Source organism: Chitinispirillales bacterium (assembly GCA_031254455.1).
Classification (GTDB): Bacteria; Fibrobacterota; Chitinivibrionia; order Chitinivibrionales; family Chitinivibrionaceae; genus WRFX01.
Window position 1 is genome coordinate 1 of sequence record JAIRUI010000071.1, and the last position, 2,609, is coordinate 2,609.

The following is a 2,609-nucleotide window of genomic DNA, read 5'->3' on the forward strand; positions in this document are numbered from 1 at the left end:
CAGTCGAGAAAGAAAGGTGATTATATTATATGGTTCTCACAAAGTTATTAAGCAATGAAAATGGAATTATCAGATATTTGTACCAGCCGGAAAAAGACGGTGAACCGGGTATATTATTATACAATAAAAAAGATGATATGCCTGAAATAGAAAAATTAGCCGAGAATGATATAAAATCAACATTTTATCGAAATCATGTTTTTACCATGATTAGAAAAAATATTAATAATTTACCAGATGAAATGTTATTGAGTTGGTATTAATATCACGTCAAAAGCATGAAAAATTACAAAACAGTTACACGCTGTGACAAAGCGGAATAAATATGATAAAATCAACCAGAAAGGTTGATGAAAATGAAAAAAGAAGCATGGTTGGAAGAATTTTTAGAACGGTTGAACAATATCGAGGATAATCGGGAAGAATGGAAGGTGCTGCACAAAATAGGCGACATTATAGCGATTTGCATAATATCCACGCTCGCGAATTGCGATAGGATGAAAGATATACAGATATGGGCAACATATCACACGGACTTGCTTGGTAAATATCTTGAACTGCCAAACGGGATTCCAGGATATGACACAATGCGCCGGGTTATGGGGAGCGTATCGCCGCAGTATCTGAATAATTTTCTACAACAATGGAATGAACTTTTGGCAATGAATCAAAAGGGCAAACTTCGCAAAATACTTGCGATAGACGGTAAAACACAACGCGGGAACGCGACAGCCAAACAGAAACCGAATCACATAGTAAGCGCGGTTGATGAAAACAAATTATGTTGGGGACAAGAACGAGTCAGCGATAAATCCAATGAAATTACCGCGATACCGAAGCTATTAGACAGATTAAACATAGAGAAACAGATTGTAACAACAGACGCCATGGGGACGCAAAAAGACATCGTGAAGAAAATCATAGAAAAGAAGGGCGATTATGTATTGGCGTTGAAGGGGAATCAGCATAATTTTTATGATGAGGTAAAATTGTATTTTGAGGATAAAGAATTTTTGGGAAAGAGCGCGAAACATCACACGACGGAAAAGGCGCGAGGCGGGATAGAGAGACGCGAATATTGGCAAACAGACGATGTTTCATGGTTAGCGCAAAGGGATGAATGGGAAGGACTAAAGTCTATCGGTATGACACGCAACACAACAACAAAAAACGGCAAAACAACTGTAGAAACCCGGTATTTTATCAGCAGTTTAGGAATTGACGCTCCCCTTTTTGCGCGAGCGATTCGTTCGCATTGGCAGGTTGAAAGTTATCATTGGCTATTGGATACGACGCTGCGTGAGGACGAAAGTCCTGTTTTAGATAAACAATGCGCTGAAAACCTTAATATTATCAGGAAATTTGTTCTTGCTATTCTTAAAACCGCTCAAATTGGCGATAAATATACAAGTTTGCGGGGGAAACGGCTGCATATTGCTTGTGACCCGATAGGGTTTATGGAAAAACTGTTTGAAATTTGAAAGGCGAATTTTTAATGATTTTCGCAAAATTTTATTGGTTTGTGTTTGTTTCACGAATTTTGTCATGCTTTTGACGTGGGTTATTTTTCAAAAATTTCAAAATTATAGTTTTTTCATACAATTATATTTTATTTTGATAGATAAATCAAAAATCGGTGGTGTGCTAAAGTATTTTATCAAAAAGCCGATATAATGATTATCACAGCGAAAGGTGGAAATTATTGTGGTTATAAAAACAATAGCAGTAAAATGTCCGCATTGAGGAAGCGATAAAGTTTCAAAAAACGGACATAACAAAACAGGAAAACAAGTATACAACTGTAATAATGCTGAATGCAGCCATCGTAATTTTGTAGAGGAATACACTTACAAAGGACACAACCCAAAAATCCGGGAGCAAGTAATAGCCATGGCTGTAGACTGCAATGGAACGCGTGCGACAGGGCGGATTCTTGGAATTTCAAAAGATACTGTAACAGCTATTTTAAAAAACGGAAAATTGGGCATGGCAAGTGAATTACAATTACCTTCATGACAATCAAGTTACAGATATTGAAATTGTATCATCCGAACAAGTTGATATTGATGAAGCTGAGATAGATGAAATGTGGTCCTTTGTCCATGATAAATCTCAGCAATATTGGCTCTGGTGGGCAATAGACCATATAACACAGGTGTACCGCTTGCGTATTGTTTTGGTACAAGGGAGCATAAAAACCTTGACGAATTACAGAAACTCCTTACTCCATTTAATATTGAAATTATCTATTCAGATGACAATTATGCCTATAAAAACCGAATTAAAGGAAGTGTTGTAGTTACAGGTAAGCGCAACACCCAAAAAATTGAAAGAAAGCACCTCTCTTTGCGAACTTGGTGTGCCAGACTTGTCAGAAAAGGAATTCGTTTTTCTAAACTCCACCTTATGCACCGTATCGTCGTTAGTTTAGTTATAAACTTTTGGTTTTTTTCCAGAAAATTTCCGTTTCATTTACTTTAGCACACGACCAAAATGGGAAGCCCGGTGGGAGTGTAAGGCAAATTAACGCCGAAACAAGAAGAAGACATCAAAAAACAGATAACGGAAAAAACACCGTCGGAATGAGGATTAAAGGGACATTTATGAGG

General features: G+C 37.2%; 3 protein-coding genes and 1 pseudogene. All 4 read left to right on the forward strand.

All coding sequences use genetic code 11. The annotated features are described in order from the left end of the window. The first annotated feature begins 29 nt into the window (after nt 1–29). The 4 genes and pseudogenes from LBH98_04875 to LBH98_04890 all read left to right on the forward strand — a co-directional run bounded on the left by LBH98_04875 (nt 30) and on the right by LBH98_04890 (nt 2,481). Entirely contained in the window at nt 30–263 is a 234-nt protein-coding gene (locus LBH98_04875) for a hypothetical protein (GenBank protein MDR0304090.1), read from the forward strand. A gap of 93 nt (nt 264–356) precedes the next feature. After that, a complete protein-coding gene (locus LBH98_04880) occupies nt 357–1,481 on the forward strand; it encodes an ISAs1 family transposase (GenBank protein MDR0304091.1) in 1,125 nt (374 codons plus the stop codon). A 388-nt stretch (nt 1,482–1,869) separates the two neighbouring features. Then, a complete protein-coding gene (locus LBH98_04885; protein MDR0304092.1) occupies nt 1,870–2,016 on the forward strand; it encodes a hypothetical protein in 147 nt (48 codons plus the stop codon). A gap of 70 nt (nt 2,017–2,086) precedes the next feature. Next, nucleotides 2,087–2,481: pseudogene (locus LBH98_04890) on the forward strand (IS1 family transposase). The last annotated feature ends 128 nt before the right edge of the window (nt 2,482–2,609 follow it).

What these genes read in the sequence shown, in the direction of transcription:
- LBH98_04880 (MDR0304091.1), top strand. Translation starts at nt 357, where the DNA reads ATGAAAAAAGAAGCATGGTTGGAAGAATTTTTAGAACGGTTGAACAAT.
- LBH98_04875 (MDR0304090.1), top strand. Translation starts at nt 30, where the DNA reads ATGGTTCTCACAAAGTTATTAAGCAATGAAAATGGAATTATCAGATAT.